The sequence below is a fragment of the Bradyrhizobium sp. USDA 4472 genome, assembly GCF_054058595.1.
In genome coordinates, this window is sequence record NZ_JBSSAM010000001.1 from 4608971 (window position 1) to 4625004 (window position 16034).

Consider the following 16034-nt stretch of genomic DNA (forward strand, 5'->3'; position numbering starts at 1 on the left):
GCCACCTAACCACGGAAGTCAACAATGACTGACCCATTGTCATGTCTCCGATGCCAAGGCTCGATGGAGGCAGGTTTCGTTCCTACTCCGGGTCGGGGCCAGATGACGTGGTTTAAGGGGAGCCGCCGACGACGTACCGTGAATCCTTCATGTTTGGCAGGACGCCCTTGGTGGTCCTTACGTATCGTTGCTCAACGTGCGGCTATCTGGAGTCGTACGCCGCGCAGCTCCCGCCGAACTGAGGTGCTACCAGTTTTCTCCGTATGATCGCCATTTCGGTCCCGTTGCTGCCGAAGACAATGATTGACGCGCGCATGCCGCAGGTGTGCAGACGATCCGCGGCTCGAGTTGCGAGATCCTGATGTCGCTTGACCAACGGTAAGTAGTCAGCTCAGAGCTCAAATTGATGCTTACGCCCCCGCTGTCTCTCCGGATGTAAGGGCGATGCCGATCCGCTTGTCCGAGCGCCACACCGTTCGACATGGCCGGTGCAATTCCGCCGTCGGGATGCTCAGCATGAACTCGTGCGGTATGCCAATTTGACTTGGTATATCCAAGTTGGCACCCCGATCCGATAGGTCACGGACGACGCAACTAAAGGCGCAGAACTCACCGAAAGCGCGACCGGCAGCAGATGATGGCGCATCGACCGCGGCTGAAGCGCTGATAGCAAAAGGCCCGCCGGTCGTACTGGCGGGCCTAGCACTCCAAGCGCTCTAAATCCGCAATTGGATCGGCAGCCGGGAGCATGGGGGCTGGAAACCGAGACGTGCCATGTTCGCTCTCTAGGTGCAATCCTTAGGATAGTGCCATTTTCGTAACGGGGTGTTCTGCTGTAAGAACACCGGCGAGATTTGAGTCTCAGCCTTATTCAAGTTGCCCTGGATGGTAGGGCTGGAACCACGCTGCAGCCTTTCCCTTTTCATCGCTCCCGCGTCACACAACGCAGCGCCAGTGTGCTAGCAACCAATGTTGAGGCGGTGGGTTTGGCCACCATCACCGCCCGGACCTCGGTTTAATCGGTGACTGAGAGTGTTGAACGCCCGCCTCAAGGGACATTCACGTGGCCAGACGCGACCAAGAAGATCAGCGATGGAAGATGAGCGAGCTTCCATGCCCATCTTGTCAGCTCACCATGCAGCTTGTCGGAAAGGAGCGCCCGGATGAGCCAAGGTCGAAAGGCTACTTACTGACTTTCCAATGCGACTGCGGCCAAATCTTCTCGACTAGAAGTGACCAGTAAGGCCACTCGGTTGGCGTCAGCACGCCGAAGGCTGCAGCGAACTCAATCGCTGCGGCCCGCGCACTGTCAAATGAACCGGGTGAAAACGATCTAAGTGAAATATGCAACCAGCCCCGGTGCAAGAACTCTGCGCCGACCTTGTCCCCATTGCAAACGAAATTCGGCGGCACCAAAATGCCTATAATGGGCATTCAGTTCCATGGCTCACGCAGGAAGGGCTCATCGGGGGCTGGAGAGCCGAGATGCACCGAGACCGCCCGACGGACCAGACTCAACGCAGCGCCGCTTGACATCCCCGTCCCTCGACTCGCCCCGCGCCCTAACAAATGTGGAATGTCCTAGATTAACTTTGCTCAGGCGGCTGTGCCCTCACGCGGCAAAGAAGCCTGATGGGTTAGGCTTGCGATTGCTAACTGTTCCTCGTTGAGGCGCTGTTCCAAAAATTGGCGCTCAAGGTCTGAAAGATTAGTTTTCAGTAGGCGGCGATATCGGCTGATATTGCTGTCATAGGCGCGAAGACGGGCGATTGACTCGTCGGTCATGAGGGCTCCGCAGAAAAGAAATTATTCCGAGAAAAATAAGAGCAAAGGTGCACTACAGCAGTATGAAATTGAATGTTCATCCCTTGGACCCGGTTTGTCAATCAATCAAAGCCCGCCGCTTCACGCGGGCCGGTTACCTGAAGTACAAGGCCGCAGCAGAGAAACGGCCGCGGCCCGCGCTTATTAGATGCGAAAAACAGACGTGAGCTCGACCGTGTGCTGGCGGCTCTTGGCCTGGACGACCTCGACAGCGCTTTTCGGCTATCTCTGTAACGGAAGCCCGAAAATCTATTTCGTGACGTGCCTTAATCGCTCTTCCGCCTCGAGATCCAGGCAACGTGAAAATCGCGGCCCCGACCATTCAGGCGATGGTTCAATGCATTCCACGAAACGGGTGCAGTAAGCTTCTTCCAGCCGCCTTCGAACAAGGACATCTTCAATAGTTTCCGAAGGAGACCGTTTTTTAAGTTTTTTCGAGAGTTCAATGCTCTGCATCTTGTACTGCTTATTGGCCGCTGTGAGACATTCTTCCGCCGCCATATCGGCGCTAGCCTGCAATGAGCTCGCGGAGAGGGCAATCAGGCTTGAAAAAGCGATCCAACATGACCAACGAGATTCCGAACTAAACATAGCCTTTCTCGTCACCGGATTCTGCCTTCATGGGGAAAGCAGCGGTGTTAGAGCCTTGGCGATGAACATGCTGTGAATTTCGACCGAGAGGGGCCATTAAAGAGCGTTAATTTACTGGCCTTCTGAGCGGTCGCGAATGCATGAGTTCTGGAGAATGGCACGAGTTGACCATGAGGGCCGCCTGGTCGGGAATGTCGAGCGTCGATAGCGGCCCGTTCGCAGTTAGCACGCCAGCAAGCTTTGCCGTCGCGGGTCTCAGCCGACCGCGAGCTTGGTGTCCAAGCTTGTTCTCGTGTCCAAGTTTGTTACTGAAGGCAGAGCCATGAGCGCTGGCCTGGCAAAGTAATATCCCTGGAAAAGCGTGATGCCGGCCGCGCGGAGCAGAGTGAGTTCGGCCTCGCTCTCCACGCCTTCTGCAAGCACAGTAATGCCCAGCTGGTGCGCAATGGAGGCCACGCCTGATACGATCACCTGACGGGACGGACTGCGATGGATGTCTCTCAGGAGCTCCATGTCGATCTTGATCAGGTCCGGCTGAAGACGCGCGAGAAGGTTGAGCCCGGCATACCCCGCTCCAAAATCATCAAGGGCGGTCAGGAACCCGAGCTTCTTGTAGGCCGCGACAATATTCTCCACGTGAGCGGGATTGTTCATCCGCTCGTTCTCGGTGAATTCGAACATCAGGTTTTGCGACGGGAAGTTTGCCCGTCGCGCGGCCTCAAGCGACTTCTGTATGCAGGCTCTCGGCTCATAGACCGCATTAGGCATGAAGTTAATGGAAAGCCGCGTGGAAGGATCGTTGAACAGCTTGCCGGCCGTCTCGATCGCCATGACGCGAGCCGCCTGATCAAACCGGTAAAGCTGATCTTCTGTCAACTGGCTCAAGACGCTGTAGGCACCTTCGCCTTGGGGGCCGCGCACCAGCGCTTCGTAACCCCAGATGCGGTTGAGAGTAACATCGACGATTGGCTGGAACGCCATCTTGAACACGAAGGGCAACTCCGCACCATCGCCGCATCCCGCACACTTTCCGGCCATTTCCCACCGCCTCTTTGTTGCGCGGCCACAATAGGTTGCAGCCCTTAAGAATCCACTCATCCGCCGGAGGGTGCGGAAGTGAACAGTAGGGAATTTGCTCAGGGCTTAGCTTGCCCCCTTTGAGGACCGGAATCATGCCATTGACTCAAAGCACCCCGTCGCCGAACAGGGCGAGAGTTTGGTCATCCGAGGATGAGGCAAGGCTATGGGAATTGCGCTCAAAAGGATCGCCCTGGTCGGTTGTCGCCAAGGCGCTGGGAAGAACGCAGGCTTCCTGCGAGAGCCGCTTTGCTGCGCTGAGAAAGCTCAGGAGTATGACCAGCAAGGATGAGACCTAATAATTCGTACGGTCGATTAGCTATCAGAATCGTCAACCAATACTGCGGTGGACACCCGCAGGACAAGCCCGCTTCGGTTCCTGACTTCGATCTTTGAAAACCACGCGGCATTGGCTACCGCGCCATCCAGGATTGTCTGACCAAGAAATTCGAGCGCAAGCCGGCGCGCCTCACGTCTGCTGGCAAGATCAAGCCCGCTGTTATCAATCCTGACGCGGTCTCCGCTATGAAGATCGAAATAGTACGTGTCCATCGCGATGAGAACCTTCGGATGGACTCCTCGTTCCCCGCCTCCACCGTCAGAACTGATGGGAACCGCCCCTTATAGCTCCGCGTTTGTTACCGAAATGAGGAAACCCATGGGCTTGACCGAGGAAGACATTCGTACCCGGGCTTATATACTCTGGGAAAAAGCCGGCCAGCCAGCAGGGCAAATGGACAACTTCTGGTATATGGCCGAGAAGGAGCTCATCGAAGAGCGGCAGGTCCAAGGCGAGGCGCCTATCTGGATGCAGGACCTCGCGGCTAATTAGGTCCTACGAACCGGGGATAGCTTCTGCCGACACGGTCTGGGATACTGTTTTTGGCATATCCTTGTTACGGGTCGCTTTTCTCAGGCGTGTCACGCGTCCGAATGTCTCGTTACTCCTCCGAAAACATCGCCACTCATTCTTGGGAAAAAGCCCCCAGGCCGTCTCGTGGGCATACCGTAAATCCTTTCCTGTAAGTGCTGAATGTCCGAAAAGCCTTCGAAACTCGTCGTACCCAAAATCGCTCAGGCTCGTCGTTCGGCGCCGGTGCTCGTCTGTCGCAAATGTCTCAAGCGCTGCGACGAAGGGCGCAAGGTGAGGCGGGCGCTGAAGTCGGAGTTGAAAGCCGCGAAGCGCGAGGGAACTAAGACCGCGAACTTTGTGATGACAAGCTGCTTTGGCCTGTGCCCGAAGACTTCCATCGTGGTCGCGAGCGGGGCAACTTTGAGGCGGCAGGAATATGTGCTGATCAGCGATCGCGAGCAGGTGCCGCGGGCTCTGGTGATGCTCGGTGAGGAGTGATCGCGAGTTCGAAGCGCTCTCCGCTATCGATCGTCAGTGCCGTCCCGAGGAGCTCCTAGTTTAGCAGCCTGGCCCGAGCACGTTCACGAAGCCGCCGCTAGATAAATTTAAGCTGGTATCGCCGTTGCTTCTTTTTCCCTTGCCGGAACGCGGACTCTGGTCGCGCGTTCGTTTGATGTTATCGGAGCGAATGACATGGCATCAAACACGAGCATCTTCTTTGCGGGAGTCGGAACCACATTCCTAATCCTTGGCGCGGGCTTCGGGAGTGGACTCTTCATGGCCAACTCGGCCTTGAAGGAGCCGGCTGGCTATCATGCCAAAGCCAAGGAAGAAATGCCCGCGCCTATTCGCGTCGTCCTACCATCCTCTGCGCAAGCGGCGGAAGTGAAACCCGTTGTTCAGCAAACTGAACACCCGGTAACACCCACTCCGCAAATACAAACACCAGTAAAGGAAGCTCAGGCGACTCCTGAAAAGGCCGAAAAGACAGATAAAAAGGCGGATGCCGATAAGCGAAGGCATCGAGCTGCAGAACGCAAAGCCCAACGGCTTGCCGCTCGGCGCAATCACCGGCCTGAGGGTGGGGCCACGAACCAAGCGCCGGTTCTCGCATTCGGTAGCGACGAGCCGCGTACAGGAGGCGGAAACTTCAGCCTGTTCGGTAATTAGGATGCGCGTACGCATCCGACGGGGGCCGTCTTGCGTGACGGATGGTAATTGGCGAAGCGTGTGACCTTAAGTCTAGCTTTAAGGTCATCAGGCGATGCGGGTCGAGGTTTTGGGCGGGCTGGAGCGGCGGCGGCGCTGGTCGCAGGACGACAAGGCACGGATTGTCGAGGAGACGTTGGCGCCGGGCGCGAAGGTGACTGAGGTTGCGCGTCGCAACGGAGTAGCGGCCAGCCTGGTGTTTACCTGGCGTCGACAAGCACGGACATCGGAACAAATTGTACCATCTTTTACGCCGGTGCAGATCGCCGCCGTAGCGGCATCGGCTGAGGAAACTCCGAAGCTTTTGCCTACGGTTGATGGCCGAGTTCGCTCCGTGGCAGCCGCGCGTACTGGTTTGATAGAGATTGATCTCGGCAACCGACGGTGCATCCGGGTGGATGCGCACGTCGATCCGGAGGCGCTGGCGCGGGTCCTCGATGTGCTTGGACGCCGATGATTGCTATACCGGGGAATGTGCGAGTGTGGCTCGCGACAGGCTACACGGATATGCGCAGAGGCTTTCCGTCGCTGGCACTCCAAGTGCAGGAGGTGCTGCACAAAGACCCGCTCAGCGGTCATCTGTTCGTCTTCCGCGGTCGCCGCAGCGATCTTGTGAAGGCGATCTGGCACGATGGCCAGGGAGCCTGCTTGTTCACAAAAAGACTCGAGAGAGGAAAGTTCATCTGGCCATCGGTTGCCGGTGAATCGGTAACGATCTCGCCGGCGCAGTTGAGCTATCTGCTGTCCGGGATCGATTGGCGTAACCCTCAAGAAACCCATCGGCCGACGCGGGTCGGATAGCCGCTTTTACGGTTTGAATCTGCTGCTTGATCTGATTCAATGGCTTCATGATATCGAAGCCGGACGATCTTCCATCGGACCTTGCGAGTGCCCTGGCGGCGCTGCAGGCCGAGCGTGAGGCGCGGCTGCGAGCCGAGGCGGTGGCTGCCAGTGCGCAGGCGGAGCTGTCGGACAACGAGGCGCTGATCGCGCATCTCGAGCTGCGGATCGAGATGCTCAAACGCGAACTGTACGGGCAGCGCTCCGAGCGCTCGGCACGGCTGCTCGAGCAGCTGGAGTTGGAGCTCGAAGAACTCGTCACCACGGCGAGCGAGGATGAGCTTGCCGCGCAGGCCGCAGCGGCGAAGACGCAGAACGTCCGCCCCTTCATGCGCAAGCGGCCGGTGCGCAAGCCATGGCCGGATGACGTCGAACGCGAGCGCGTCGTCATTGAGGCTCCAACGACCTGTGCCTGCTGCGGTGGATCGCGGCTGGCGAAGATCGGTGAGGATGTGACCAAGACGCTGGAGGAGATCCCGCGCCGCTTCAAGCTGATCGAGACGGTACGCGAGAAGTTCACCTGCCGCGATTGCGAGAAGATCAGCCAGCCGCCCGCGCCGTTCCACGCCACGCCGCGCGGCTTCATCGGCCCACAATTGCTGGCGACGATCCTGTTCGACAAGTTCGGCATGCATATCCCGCTCAACCGCCAGAGTGCGCGCTTCAAGGCCGAGGGGATCGACCTGCCGTTGTCGACGCTGGCCGACCAGGTCGGCCACGGGACCTTCGCCGTCATGCCGCTCTTCCACTTGATCGAACGCCATGTGCTCGCGGCCGAGCGCCTTCATGGCGATGACACCACCATCCGTATCCTGGCGAAGGGCAAGTGCACGACCGGGCGGATCTGGACTTATGTGCGGGATGACCGGCCCTTCGCCGGGCCTGCGCCGCCGGCGGCGGTCTATTACGCCTCGAGCGACCGACGAGGCGAGCATCCCCAGAAGCATCTGGCCGCCTTCGCCGGTATCCTGCAAGCCGATTGCTACAACGGCTTCGAGCCGCTGTTCGACCCGCAGAAGAAGGTGCTGCCGATCACGCCGGCGTTTTGCTTTGCCCATGCGCGGCGGGGCTTCTTCGAGCTGGCTGACATCGAGAAAAATGCCCGGGAAGGTAAGAAGGGCAAACCGGTCTCTCCGATCGCGCTGGAGGCGGTCAGACGCCTCGATGCGTTGTTCGAGATCGAGCGCGCCATCAACGGCCGCGGCGCCGACGAGCGGCGCGCCGTGCGCCAGGAAAAGAGCAAGCCGCTCCTCGGCGACATGCACGCCTGGTTGTTGCGCGAGCGCGAAACCCTCTCTCGCTCCTCCGACGTCCTGAAGCCTATGAATTACATGCTCAGGCGCTGGGACGACTTCGGCCGCTTCCTCGACGATGGCAGGATCTGCTTGACCAACAATTGTGCTGAGCGCGCATTGAGAGGCATCGCCTTGGGAAGGCGCAACTGGACCTTCGCCGGCAGCCAGCGTGGTGCCGACCGTGCCGCCATCATGCTGACGATGATCACGACCTGTCGTCTCAACGACGTCGATCCGAAAGCCTGGCTCGCCGACGTCCTCGCCCGCATCGCCGATCTTCCCGCATCGCGTCTGCACGAACTGCTGCCCTGGGAATGGAAGCTCCTGCGCAAAGCCGACAAACCCGCCGATCAGCAGGCCGCCTGACGCAACGCCAAGCCATCATAGAGCTCGCCGCTCTCACGCGCATGTGCCAATCTGGCGGCCTTCGTCGTATGCGTACGGATGCGCTGAGCTACCGGTTGATGCGACCACCAAAAAGGGATGCTTAATCACTCTAGACCGAATGTCCTGATTGCGGCGTCATTTCAAATCAGTCTGTCAGGCCGCGCGGACGGCGCGCCGGTCTTTGACCTGCATAAGGAAGGCGCGGTTGCGTCCCGTCTTCTTTGCTACATAAAGACCCTGATCTGCGCGCTCGATGACGTCCTGCACGTCACGGTCAGGCTTCAAAAGGAAGGAGCGTTCTCGCGCCTCTGGCGATTGCGCGGGCCGGGGCGATCGTCCCATGTCACATACCCACACCATCGGCACCGATACATCGTCACCGTTCCGTCGATGCGAGCGTTCACCAATTCGCTCACGGTTACATCGCTGTTGCCGTCGCACCGCCCGCAGCTCGGCAAGGATGCAGGCGTCTTGTTGAAGTCCGTCGCCGTTGCCACGCGGATAGCTCCCAGCACGCCTCACCGCACGCTTCGCTGTAGCCTCACCTTCCTCGGGACCTAAGCTAGAAAGTCCAACTCGAGAGCCGTACGAAGAGACATCGCCGCGGCGTGGAGGAAGTCAGGGTTGTCCAGGCACTCGTGAAGCATTTGTGATGCCGTAACCCAATGCCGCTGGCGTCGCTTGTCCTCTGGAAGCTCAGCTATAAACGCGACCGCCTCGCCGAATGTTCTGATAACCCGCCCGTCGAATAGAACCAACGTTAGAGGCAGGGAAGAAATCGGTGTCGCCAGCATGGGATTAAGAGAAGCGAACAGTAGCCGGGGTAGTTCCTGTCTAAAGCATTGTCCAAGGTTCAGCGCCCAGTGTGGTCATCGGCTACGCGAGGGAGGGGTGGAAGCCGAACTGAGGCGGCCTTACTCCTTCCAGTATAGACGTTTGCAGGTCGGGCAGTCGTAGACGTTGAGGTAGCGGTCTTTGCGTACATCTAAGATGCGCGCTCGGAAGGTTGTCGGCGTTCGGCAATCCTCGCACCGAGGGGCATTCTCGACCATCGTGTCCTCTGCCACTGCCATATCCCGGTGTCCTCGCTGACAGGATTGGGGTGCATACAACAAATGTTGGGTGGCGGGCATTTAGGCAAGTTAACCGGCCAAGCCACAGCACTGGCCGGTAGGACAGATTAGGACAGTGAAACTATTCCTATTGGGGATCGTATTTATCCCGACGGCCGCGACCCGATGCAAACCCCGCTAGCTGCCGTCCGGCCCCGGCGTTTACTCGCGTACGTCGGGGCCGCTTTTTGTAGAGGCGGAGAGACGGCCCCGGCTCGCGGGAAGGCTTCGGGATTATCGGCCGGTGCCGCTTACGCCAGCTCGGCGGCGGGCCGGCGGGACTCAAAGCTGACATCAGCGTGTTCTTGCGGCCCAAAGGTCCCTTCGGGCCCTGCATAAAAAACGGCCCCGGCGCGCGAGCAGCACAGCGGGGCCGGACAGCTGCGAGGGGCGGGGTGGAGACATGGTGCAGCCGTCCCAGCAGCTACGGACGGTCATTAGGTCGGTTTCACTGTCCTATCTCAATTTGCCGCCTGACCAGGGCCAATCCGCGAGTCCAGTAGAATTCCGGAGTGTCCTTTTAACGTTCAGCAACCTTCAAGGCGGATGCTGTTGGCATTATGCCCAAAGTATTTTTGACTATCGCCCTTGTATTCGCCGGGATTATTTCCGCTGATCAGCATTACACGTCCGGCATCTACACGGATGCAGCGCTGCACATGCTACGCCAAATGAGGCATTCGTTCGGACTGTAAAGTCTCCTCTATTGTAAGCATGCGGCGTAGGCCGCGGGCGGGACGATCGGGCGGCGGCATAACTACTGCTTGTCCGTAAGCATGCGGCGTAGGCCGCGGGCGGGCTGGTTTGTCCGGTTAGCGGCTAAACCTCGGGCTTTTCGGCCTTCGGCTTAACGATCGCCGCGAGTACCTGGCGGCGTTCTTCAATAATCCAAGGAGCGTCCTTGTGGATTGCGATCAGCTCTTTGAGGTTCTCGATCCCGTCATCGGTGAACGCCATCACCCCGTCTTCACCGACGCCGACGACCCATAGCTGGCCATCCTCGGTGTCCATTTCTTCGGCGACCTCGAACAGCCATTCCCCGTCTTCGCCGAGCATCTCAGCAACATGGCTGAGAGTGAACACGTGGCTAACCTTGTTGACGTGTCCCATCAAGCCGCCTGTGCCGCAAGGCCTTGCTGTTGCGCTGTCTTCCAGTTCCAGGGCAGCAGCTCATCGAGCCTGTGGGCGGAGTGGGTGGCGATGCGAGCGAGTACATCGGCGAGCCAGGCCTGAGGATCGACGTCGTTCATCTTGGCAGAGACGATGAGGCTATACATGGCGGCGGCTCGGCGCCCTCCGCGGTCGGACCCACAGAATAACCACGACTTTCTGCCCAATGCGATGCCGCGCAGCGCTCTTTCGGCTGCATTGTTCGAGAGGCAGACGCGGCCATCGTCGAGGAAGCGGGTGAAGGAGGTCCAGCGCTTGAACATGTAGTTCATGGCCTTGGCCAGATCGTGACCGCGGGTGAGCTTGGCGCACTGCTCGCGCATATAGGCTTCCAGATCGGCGACCAGCGGCGCGCTCTGCGCCTGGCGAACAGCTCTTCGGTGATCGGCGCTTTGGCCATTGATAGAGCGCTCTATCTCGAACAGAGCGTCGATGCGGCGCACGATCTCCATGGCGACGGGCGAGATGACGATCTCCTGCTTTCCGGCCGCTTTGCGCCGCGCGTTCTCCTCAAGATCCGCCATGGCGAAGAACGGCCGCCGGGCATGGACCCAACAGGCCGCTTCCCTGATAGGCCCAGGACTTCGCTGGGGCTCGTAGAGTTTGGTGTATCCACCGAAGGCGTCGGCCTGCAGGATGCCGCTATAGTTGGTCAGATGCGCCTGCGGATGCTCGCCCCTTCGATCGCGCGAGTAATAAAACATTGCTGCCGGCGGATCTGAGCCGCCGAAGGGGCGGTCGTCCTTCACATAGACCCAGCATCGAGCGACATCGCACTTGCCCAAGGCCAACACGGGCACGGTGGTGTCGTCGCCGTGGAGGCGTTCAGCTGCCATGACGTGGGCTTCCAACAGGCGCGATAGCGGCTCCAATACCGTGCAGCAAGCCCCAACAGCGTCGGCTGCGGTCGACAGACTGACGGGCACGCCCTCCAGCGCGTAACGCTCAGTCTGCCGGTTCAGAGGCTGATGCTGGCCGAACTTCTCATAGAGGAGCATGGCCAGCAGGCTCGGCCCCGCCCATCCTCGCGGAATCACATGGAATGGCGCCGGTGCCTGACTGATTTTCTCGCAGTCCCGGCAGGTGAACTTTTCCCGCACCGTCTCGACCACTTTCCACTGGCGCGGTATTGATTCCAGGGTCCGGGTCACATCCTCACCAAGCTTGCGCAGGCGATTGCCGCCGCAGCATTCACACGTCGTTGGCGAATCGATCACCACGCGCTCGCGGGGAAGATGATCAGGGAAGGTATTGCGTTCGGGACGCGTGCGCGTAAATCCGCGCACGGTCGTTGTCCTGGCGACAGCTCTCTCGGCCGCAAGCTCGTCTTCGGTGGCGCTGGATTCCAGCTCTTCAAACGTAAGCGCTAACTGGTCGATCAGACGAGACGAGCGTTCTGATCTTTGCCCGTGGACCTGGCGCTCAAGCTTGGCGATCCGCAGCTTCTGGCGGGCAATCAGCGCACTGTCTTCCGACGCCTTGGCACGGGCGACCGCAAGCTCCGCTGCAATATCCAGAGCCTTCGCGCGTTCGCTCGCCAACGCCTCTTTCAGAGCGGCTATGTCTTCGGGAAGAGCGTCGCGAGGCGTGTCCATGCAACCAGAGAATCACAAATTCAGTGCTTTGTGGTGCCCCAAAATGCGCATGATCTCATATTTTATTTCGCTCAGCCGGCGCTCTGCGGTCGCCATGTTAGTTGCGGATTCCTCCAGTCGATCCCTTCCAGCATATAAGCCATCTGAGCCGCTGAGATCGATACCGCATCTCCCGACGTCGCAGGCCAGATAAACTTGCCGCGGTCCAAGCGCTTGGCATACAGCGACATGCCTAACCCGTCGTGCCAAAGAATCTTGAGCAGATCACCGCGGCGGCCGCGGAAGATGTAGAGATCCCCCGCATGCGGGTCACGCTTCAAACTCTCCTGGACCGCGAGCGCCAGGCTTTGCATGCCGCGGCGCATGTCTGTGTGACCGGTGGCAATCCAGACCCTGACGTTGCTTGGGATCGGAATCATCACCGCCTCAGAAGCTCGAGGACCCGCTGCAGTGCTTCAGTGTCCACGTCACGGTCAACGCGGACCCGACAGCCGCTAAGCTCGATCTCGATTATGCCTACCTTCGCGCGCTCTTTAGCCGGCGATGGCCTTGTCTGCGCGACCACGGCCGATGCCGGAGTTGGTGTCGAAGTGATCTCCACAGGAACAAGCAATGGCGCTGCATCCCCGCCCAGCCGACCCTCGCGCGCCAACCGTCGCCACGTGAACAACTGGCTCGTGGACAACCCGTTGCGCCGCGCCGTCGCCGACACCAACCGGGAACCATCATAACTCTCAGCAACGATCCGCTGCTTCTCGTCCACTGTCCAACGACGGCGGGCGCCAGTCGAAACTACTTCCAATCGGGAGACCTTCGAAATAGGCGTATGGTCAGTCATACGCCTATGTCTTCATCCTCCGTCCTCAGCGCGCAAGGCGGCCCTCGCCGGAGCGATACCCTCTATTTACGCCTTCTCCAAAGCAACCGGTCTAATCCCTCCAGACAAGTCGGCTGCAAATTCGAGCAGTTGCAGACGCATATCTCGCGTCCGTCGCGGGGATCGAGAATGGTCGATTGCAAGGCTGTGGCTACATGGCAGTCCTCGCATCGGGGCCGAACGTTGATGGATGCGGTCCCGTTCACCACGATCTGTCCGCGCATGTGATTGCCCCCCTTGCGATGGGAGCAGACCGTGCCTCCCGGATCAATATCTTGGGCTAATTGCCGTGGCCGGACCCGTCCTCCTTTTTTTAGCTTAGTACACTTCCATTCGCGATACTGCCCAGACCGTCCGTCACTCGCCCGCTCCCGCAGCGCACAGCAACTGCTTGTTAGGAAAACTATTGTAGGGTCCGTCGCTTGGGATTTCGACGGCAATGCATTCGGATTGAGTTGCAAAATTAATTCTGGTGATTTCTTTGGTCAGCACAGATGTTGGTCCATTTCGTCACCGACACCACAAACAAGATACCAGTCATCCGCGCGATGCTGGAGCAGCGACACGCCGTTGAGTGCTATCTGTTGGGTTGCGCCGACGTACAGGCGCTTTCCGACGGCGTCTTGGTAGTCGAAGCGGACTTGCGCAAAAGGGCTTCCGTCGAACAGTTGAAGGCGATCTTCCGGAACCTGCAACGGATTTCCGAAAAGCTGTTTGTCATCCAGAACCACCTGCATCACGCTGCCGCTCAGGCGTTCGCGCTTGGTGCGACCGCAGTGTTATCCCAGACGTCGGAGATCCTACCGAAGCTGGCCCAGGTCGAGCTTGAAGAGAAAGCGCGGGAATCCCGCTCATGCGACAAGCCAACCAATGTTGTGAACGGCATCACATCCTTTCCGTCGCTGCTCTCGGCAATCAGGGCAGGCAAGAAAATATCATTATCAGATGCCGAGAGGGCCACATCGGAAGTTATCAGCGGCATCAGGCGAAGAGGACTTCATGCATGGCTTGACGACGTACGTCGCTATCACGAAGGAACATTCCAGCACTGCCTCCTTGTAACCGGAGTAGCCGTCGCGTTCGCATTGAAAATTAAATTTCCTGATCCCGACGTAGAGCGGCTTGGACTGGCCGCCACGCTTCACGACATTGGTAAAGCGAAAATACCGCTCGCCATCCTTGACAAGCCTGGACGCCTCGACCCCTGCGAACAGGACATCATGGAGCGTCATCCGGTCATCGGATACGAGCTATTGAAAGCCCTCCCTGAGATCGGCCCCGAGGTTCTCGATGGCGTAAGACACCACCATGAATATCTGGATGGCTCCGGCTATCCGGACAGACTGGCCGGAGCGCAGATCTCTGACCTGGTAAGGCTGCTGACAATTTCCGACATCTTTGCCGCACTCGTCGAGCGCCGGCCTTACAGGGCGCCGATTTCCAACCAAGAAGCCTACAGGATCCTATGCGACATGGATGGGAAGCTTGAGATGGCATTGGTGAGGGCGTTCCGTGACGTGGCTCTGGGATGACGAGCACGACGAACAATGAGCTGACGAGACCTTTTGGGGCGTGCGGTCGGGTAACGCAGCCAAGATGCATTTTGGAGCTAGCGCTATGGTGGCGGCCGCCCTACCCAAATTGATCACGGAACTGGACGCAGCTGTGAGGACTGCACCGCCCGAGCGTGGCGATAGGATCCTGAGCCAGTTGACGAACCTATTCTTGTCCAACGTCGATTGTCTTGGAGAAGCACAGTTAGGCGTGTTGGATGATGTTTTTATCCGTCTGGCTGAATCGACGGGGGCAAGGTCGTTAGCGCAACTCAGCGAAGTCTTATCCAAAATAGAGGGCGCGCCACCACAGACGGTTCGCAAGCTTGCGTTTCACAGCGATCCGTTGGTCGCAACTCCGGTTCTTAGAAACTCGAGCCGTCTGTCTGAGAAAGATCTGATCGAAGTCGCCATGACGCAGAGCCAACAGCATCTGTTGGCAATCTCGCAGAGAAGTAAGCTCCACGAAGCGCTGACTGACGTGATAATCAGACGTGGCGATGCAAGCGTCTCCAGGGCGCTCGCCCTTAATCCGGGAGCGACATTCTCTGAATGTGGCTATGCAACGCTGGTCGGGCGAGCCGAGCGAGACGAAAGCCTCGTCGAGAAACTTGGGCTTCGGTTGGACGTTCCCGCGGTTCTACTGCGGGAACTCTTGGCGATGGCGACCGATGTAGTGCGTGCGCGATTCCTGACTGCGCGCCGGCCCATCGCCAGAAAAAAGGGGGCCGTCGAGACGGTAAGATCTCGGCCGAAGACCGACTACACGAAGGCTCAGAATGAGGTGCTTGCACTCAACCGCGCCGCAAAACTGAACAAGTCGGCAGTGAATCGGTTTGCGATCAGTGGAGACTATACCAAGGTGCTGGCTTCGCTCTCATTCATGGCAGACGTGGCGATCGACGTCATCGAGCCATTTTTCGAGAGCGATCGGCTCTATGCACTCATCGTGACCTGCAAGGCAGCCAGATTGGATTGGGCAACCACGACCATGATCGTTCGCAATCGGCCCGGTTGTCCACCGCTCAGTTCCCAAGAGATTGAACAAGCGCGAGAAATATTTGATGCGTTATTGCTATCGATAGCGCAGTGGACCGTTCGGTTCGCGGCGGATGGTATCGACACCAATCGGTCGACGCCCGCAAAATGACTGCATCCAAGTTCTTGATCGTTTGTTCTCACCGTCGCGTCATGCGGCCTGTTTCAGCCTCTGGCATGGTCGAACTGATCAACGAAAAGCGGGCAGGCAAGGTGATCCGACGGAAAGGGCGGCCGAAGGGTGAGAACGTTGTCGATCTGATGGAGGCGCTGCGTCGCAGCGTCGGAAGGGAAGCATCGGCCGAACCCCAGAGCGCACCGAAGACGTCGGCCAAGAAGCTGCGCAAGGCTGCATCCGGTCAGAAAGAAATGCTGATGCCAATCGCAGGAAAGAAGCAGGCCAAAGAAGTAAAGGCGAAAAAGCCGGTGGCGGCGAAGTCGCAGCGTCGGTCTGCTTAGCTCGGGCATCTTGTTGCGGGCTTTCACTCGACCCCAGTTAACAAATGTGAAGGTAGAGCCCGCTCGAATCCCCATATTCCACGCTTTTCAATTTCCGCGCGGAATGACCTTTGCAGCCTCGCTATCCTTTGCTGAAAAAATGGAACCAAGAGGA

18 protein-coding genes and 1 pseudogene are annotated in these 16034 nt (G+C 58.7%); 10 read left to right on the forward strand and 9 right to left on the reverse strand.

The genetic code is table 11. The annotated features are described in order from the left end of the window. Positions 1–410: 410 nt before the first annotated feature. The 4 genes from ACVWZ4_RS21395 to ACVWZ4_RS21410 all read right to left on the reverse strand — a co-directional run bounded on the left by ACVWZ4_RS21395 (position 411) and on the right by ACVWZ4_RS21410 (position 3453). A complete protein-coding gene (locus ACVWZ4_RS21395; RefSeq protein WP_456738245.1) occupies positions 411–668 on the reverse strand; it encodes a PilZ domain-containing protein in 258 nt (85 codons plus the stop codon). Between the two features lie 928 nt (positions 669–1596). After that, positions 1597–1785, reverse strand: a complete 189-nt coding sequence (locus ACVWZ4_RS21400) for a hypothetical protein (protein ID WP_456736452.1) — start codon at positions 1783–1785, stop codon at positions 1597–1599. Between the two features lie 288 nt (positions 1786–2073). Beyond that, positions 2074–2415, reverse strand: a complete 342-nt coding sequence (locus ACVWZ4_RS21405) for a hypothetical protein (RefSeq protein ID WP_456736451.1) — start codon at positions 2413–2415, stop codon at positions 2074–2076. A 255-nt stretch (positions 2416–2670) separates the two neighbouring features. Further along, positions 2671–3453, reverse strand: coding sequence for an EAL domain-containing protein (locus ACVWZ4_RS21410; protein ID WP_456736450.1), 783 nt, complete (start codon positions 3451–3453; stop codon positions 2671–2673). A 134-nt stretch (positions 3454–3587) separates the two neighbouring features. Between ACVWZ4_RS21410 and ACVWZ4_RS21415 the strand changes: the two genes are divergently transcribed. Continuing rightward, positions 3588–3791: a Myb-like DNA-binding domain-containing protein gene (locus ACVWZ4_RS21415; protein WP_456736449.1), complete on the forward strand. Its 204-nt coding sequence runs from the start codon at positions 3588–3590 to the stop codon at positions 3789–3791. A 16-nt stretch (positions 3792–3807) separates the two neighbouring features. On the opposite strand, the gene ACVWZ4_RS21420 is transcribed toward ACVWZ4_RS21415, so the two are convergent. Then, on the reverse strand, positions 3808–4044 hold the full coding sequence (locus ACVWZ4_RS21420; RefSeq protein WP_456736448.1) for a DUF6894 family protein: 237 nt from the start codon (positions 4042–4044) through the stop codon (positions 3808–3810). A gap of 106 nt (positions 4045–4150) precedes the next feature. Between ACVWZ4_RS21420 and ACVWZ4_RS21425 the strand changes: the two genes are divergently transcribed. The 6 genes from ACVWZ4_RS21425 (at position 4151) to tnpC (ACVWZ4_RS21450) (ending at position 8055) form a co-directional block, all read left to right on the forward strand. Continuing rightward, on the forward strand, positions 4151–4324 hold the full coding sequence (locus ACVWZ4_RS21425) for a DUF2934 domain-containing protein (RefSeq protein ID WP_456736447.1): 174 nt from the start codon (positions 4151–4153) through the stop codon (positions 4322–4324). A 336-nt stretch (positions 4325–4660) separates the two neighbouring features. Further along, positions 4661–4843, forward strand: coding sequence for a hypothetical protein (locus ACVWZ4_RS21430; RefSeq protein WP_456790324.1), 183 nt, complete (start codon positions 4661–4663; stop codon positions 4841–4843). A 279-nt stretch (positions 4844–5122) separates the two neighbouring features. Beyond that, entirely contained in the window at positions 5123–5515 is a 393-nt protein-coding gene (locus ACVWZ4_RS21435) for a hypothetical protein (protein WP_456741115.1), read from the forward strand. A 94-nt stretch (positions 5516–5609) separates the two neighbouring features. Further along, positions 5610–6011 carry an IS66-like element accessory protein TnpA gene (gene tnpA / locus ACVWZ4_RS21440; RefSeq protein WP_253624599.1) on the forward strand — a complete coding sequence of 134 codons (402 nt, stop codon included), beginning with the start codon at positions 5610–5612 and terminating at the stop codon, positions 6009–6011. Between the two features lie 23 nt (positions 6012–6034). Beyond that, a complete protein-coding gene (gene tnpB / locus ACVWZ4_RS21445; protein WP_430642467.1) occupies positions 6035–6355 on the forward strand; it encodes an IS66 family insertion sequence element accessory protein TnpB in 321 nt (106 codons plus the stop codon). A 47-nt stretch (positions 6356–6402) separates the two neighbouring features. Then, entirely contained in the window at positions 6403–8055 is a 1653-nt protein-coding gene (tnpC, locus tag ACVWZ4_RS21450) for an IS66 family transposase (protein WP_456790325.1), read from the forward strand. 1952 nt (positions 8056–10007) lie between these two features. On the opposite strand, the gene ACVWZ4_RS21455 is transcribed toward tnpC (ACVWZ4_RS21450), so the two are convergent. The 4 genes from ACVWZ4_RS21455 to tnpA (ACVWZ4_RS21470) form a co-directional block, all read right to left on the reverse strand. Next, positions 10008–10298 (reverse strand): hypothetical protein, encoded by a 291-nt coding sequence (locus ACVWZ4_RS21455; protein ID WP_456700490.1) that lies wholly within the window; start codon positions 10296–10298, stop codon positions 10008–10010. Further along, positions 10298–11953 (reverse strand): IS66 family transposase, encoded by a 1656-nt coding sequence (gene tnpC / locus ACVWZ4_RS21460; protein WP_456700491.1) that lies wholly within the window; start codon positions 11951–11953, stop codon positions 10298–10300. Before tnpC (ACVWZ4_RS21460) ends, ACVWZ4_RS21455 begins: the two co-directional genes overlap by 1 nt. 71 nt (positions 11954–12024) lie before the next feature. After that, a complete protein-coding gene (tnpB, locus tag ACVWZ4_RS21465; RefSeq protein ID WP_141340086.1) occupies positions 12025–12372 on the reverse strand; it encodes an IS66 family insertion sequence element accessory protein TnpB in 348 nt (115 codons plus the stop codon). After that, the gene (gene tnpA, locus ACVWZ4_RS21470; RefSeq protein ID WP_310880253.1) at positions 12372–12791 is read right to left on the reverse strand and encodes an IS66-like element accessory protein TnpA; all 420 of its coding nucleotides are present in this window, start codon (positions 12789–12791) and stop codon (positions 12372–12374) included. The genes tnpB (ACVWZ4_RS21465) and tnpA (ACVWZ4_RS21470) overlap by 1 nt, the downstream gene beginning before the upstream one ends. Positions 12792–13324: 533 nt before the next feature. Between tnpA (ACVWZ4_RS21470) and ACVWZ4_RS21475 the strand changes: the two genes are divergently transcribed. From ACVWZ4_RS21475 to ACVWZ4_RS21485, 3 genes and pseudogenes are all read left to right on the forward strand, one after another. After that, positions 13325–14362, forward strand: coding sequence for an HD-GYP domain-containing protein (locus ACVWZ4_RS21475; RefSeq protein ID WP_456790326.1), 1038 nt, complete (start codon positions 13325–13327; stop codon positions 14360–14362). Positions 14363–14555: 193 nt separating this feature from the next. After that, complete coding sequence (locus ACVWZ4_RS21480) at positions 14556–15533, forward strand: DUF2336 domain-containing protein (RefSeq protein ID WP_456736443.1); 978 nt, start codon at positions 14556–14558, stop codon at positions 15531–15533. 59 nt (positions 15534–15592) lie between these two features. Continuing rightward, positions 15593–15880, forward strand: a pseudogene (locus ACVWZ4_RS21485) (Ku protein); the annotation flags it as partial. Positions 15881–16034 lie beyond the last annotated feature (154 nt).

Excerpts from the sequence above, each read along its gene's own strand:
- ACVWZ4_RS21410 (WP_456736450.1), bottom strand. The coding sequence starts at position 3,453 with ATGGCCGGAAAGTGTGCGGGATGCGGCGATGGTGCGGAGTTGCCCTTC.
- ACVWZ4_RS21415 (WP_456736449.1), top strand. The coding sequence starts at position 3,588 with ATGCCATTGACTCAAAGCACCCCGTCGCCGAACAGGGCGAGAGTTTGG.
- tnpC (WP_456790325.1), top strand. The coding sequence starts at position 6,403 with ATGATATCGAAGCCGGACGATCTTCCATCGGACCTTGCGAGTGCCCTG.
- tnpA (WP_310880253.1), bottom strand. The coding sequence starts at position 12,791 with ATGACTGACCATACGCCTATTTCGAAGGTCTCCCGATTGGAAGTAGTT.
- ACVWZ4_RS21400 (WP_456736452.1), bottom strand. The coding sequence starts at position 1,785 with ATGACCGACGAGTCAATCGCCCGTCTTCGCGCCTATGACAGCAATATC.
- ACVWZ4_RS21405 (WP_456736451.1), bottom strand. The coding sequence starts at position 2,415 with ATGTTTAGTTCGGAATCTCGTTGGTCATGTTGGATCGCTTTTTCAAGC.
- tnpB (WP_141340086.1), bottom strand. The coding sequence starts at position 12,372 with ATGATTCCGATCCCAAGCAACGTCAGGGTCTGGATTGCCACCGGTCAC.
- tnpA (WP_253624599.1), top strand. The coding sequence starts at position 5,610 with ATGCGGGTCGAGGTTTTGGGCGGGCTGGAGCGGCGGCGGCGCTGGTCG.
- ACVWZ4_RS21475 (WP_456790326.1), top strand. The coding sequence starts at position 13,325 with ATGTTGGTCCATTTCGTCACCGACACCACAAACAAGATACCAGTCATC.
- ACVWZ4_RS21425 (WP_456736447.1), top strand. The coding sequence starts at position 4,151 with ATGGGCTTGACCGAGGAAGACATTCGTACCCGGGCTTATATACTCTGG.
- ACVWZ4_RS21420 (WP_456736448.1), bottom strand. The coding sequence starts at position 4,044 with ATGGACACGTACTATTTCGATCTTCATAGCGGAGACCGCGTCAGGATT.
- tnpC (WP_456700491.1), bottom strand. The coding sequence starts at position 11,953 with ATGGACACGCCTCGCGACGCTCTTCCCGAAGACATAGCCGCTCTGAAA.
- ACVWZ4_RS21455 (WP_456700490.1), bottom strand. The coding sequence starts at position 10,298 with ATGGGACACGTCAACAAGGTTAGCCACGTGTTCACTCTCAGCCATGTT.
- ACVWZ4_RS21435 (WP_456741115.1), top strand. The coding sequence starts at position 5,123 with ATGGCCAACTCGGCCTTGAAGGAGCCGGCTGGCTATCATGCCAAAGCC.